The following is a 2,130-nucleotide window of genomic DNA, read 5'->3' as shown; positions in this document are numbered from 1 at the left end:
ATAAGTACGTGGACGTAGACCCGAAACCGTGTGATCTACCCCTGTCCAGGGTGAAGGTGCGGTAACACGCACTGGAGGCCCGAACCCACGAATGTTGAAAAATTCGGGGATGAGGTGGGGGTAGCGGAGAAATTCCAATCGAACTCGGAGATAGCTGGTTCTCCCCGAAATAGCTTTAGGGCTAGCCTCGGGTTAGAGTCGCGGAGGTAAAGCACTGATTGGGTGCGGGGCCCGCCAAGGGTTACCAAGTCCAGTCAAACTCTGAATGCCGCAGACTCGATGCCCGGGAGTCAGACAGTGAGTGCTAAGATCCATTGTCAAGAGGGAAACAGCCCAGATCATCAGCTAAGGTCCCCAAGTGTGTGTTAAGTGGGAAAGGATGTGGAGTTGCACAGACAACCAGGATGTTGGCTTAGAAGCAGCCACCATTGAAAGAGTGCGTAATAGCTCACTGGTCGAGTGACTCTGCGCCGAAAATGTAACGGGGCTAAACACACCACCGAAGCTATGACTAGACGTCTTAGACGTCCTGGGGTAGGGGAGCGTTGTATGCGGGTTGAAGCTAGATCGTAAGGACTGGTGGACTGCATACAAGTGAGAATGCCGGTATGAGTAACGAAAAGACAAGTGAGAATCTTGTCCGCCGTAAGCCTAAGGGTTCCTGAGGAAGGTTCGTCCGCTCAGGGTAAGTCGGGACCTAAGGCGAGGCCGAAAGGCGTAGTCGAAGGACAACAGGTTGAAATTCCTGTACCACCGTGAACCGTTATGAGCGATGGGGTGACGCAGAAGGATAGTGACGCGAGCTGATGGATGCTCGTCCAAGCAGTGAGGCTGGTGTGTAGGCAAATCCGCACACCGTAAGGCTGGGCTGTGATGGGGAGGGAAATATAAAGTACCGAAGGTCATGAGTTCAAGCTGCCAAGAAAAGCCTCTAGCCAGGGAGAAGGTGCCCGTACCGCAAACCGACACAGGTAGGCGAGCAGAGCATGCTAAGGCGCTCGGAAGAACTCTCGTTAAGGAACTCGGCAAAATGACCCCGTAACTTCGGGAGAAGGGGTGCCTCGGTAGGGTGAATAGCCCGAGGGGGCCGCAGTGAAAAGGCCCAAGCGACTGTTTAGCAAAAACACAGGTCTGTGCGAAGCCGCAAGGCGAAGTATACGGGCTGACGCCTGCCCGGTGCTGGAAGGTTAAGGGGAGTGGTTAGGGGCAACCCGAAGCTATGAACCGAAGCCCCAGTAAACGGCGGCCGTAACTATAACGGTCCTAAGGTAGCGAAATTCCTTGTCAGGTAAATTCTGACCCGCACGAATGGCGTAACGACTTGGGCGCTGTCTCGACGAGAGATCCGGTGAAATTTTAATACCTGTGAAGATGCAGGTTACCCGCGACAAGACGGAAAGACCCCATGGAGCTTTACTGCAGCTTGATATTGGACTTTGGTACGATCTGTACAGGATAGGTGGGAGCCTAGGAAGCCGGTGCGCCAGCATCGGTGGAGGCGCCGTTGGGATACCACCCTGATCGTATCGGAGTTCTAACCTGGTACCGTAAACCGGTACGGGGACCGTGTCAGGTGGGCAGTTTGACTGGGGCGGTCGCCTCCTAAAAAGTAACGGAGGCGCCCCAAGGTTCCCTCAGAATGGTTGGAAATCATTCGAAGAGTGCAAAGGCATAAGGGAGCTTGACTGCGAGACAAACAGGTCGAGCAGGGACGAAAGTCGGGCTTAGTGATCCGGTGGTACCGAATGGAAGGGCCATCGCTCAACGGATAAAAGCTACCCTGGGGATAACAGGCTTATCTCCCCCAAGAGTCCACATCGACGGGGAGGTTTGGCACCTCGATGTCGGCTCATCGCATCCTGGGGCTGAAGTAGGTCCCAAGGGTTGGGCTGTTCGCCCATTAAAGCGGTACGCGAGCTGGGTTCAGAACGTCGTGAGACAGTTCGGTCCCTATCTGTCGCGGGCGTAGGAAATTTGAGAGGAGCTGTCCTTAGTACGAGAGGACCGGGATGGACGTACCGCTGGTGTACCAGTTGTCTCGCCAGAGGCACGGCTGGATAGCCAAGTACGGAAGGGATAAGCGCTGAAAGCATCTAAGCGTGAAGCCCCCCTCAAGATGAGATTTCCCAG

Annotated in this window: 1 rRNA gene; it reads left to right on the top strand. The window is 54.8% G+C overall.

The window, feature by feature from the left end:
* A 23S ribosomal RNA gene (locus tag FPZ49_RS35015) occupies positions 1 to 2,130 on the top strand; the annotation flags it as partial.

It is taken from the genome of Paenibacillus cremeus (assembly GCF_007786445.1).
In the GTDB taxonomy this organism is placed as follows: Bacteria; Bacillota; Bacilli; order Paenibacillales; family NBRC-103111; genus Paenibacillus_G; species Paenibacillus_G cremeus.
Note: the sequence above shows the minus strand (reverse complement) of the source record. Positions and strands in the feature narration are given on the sequence as shown.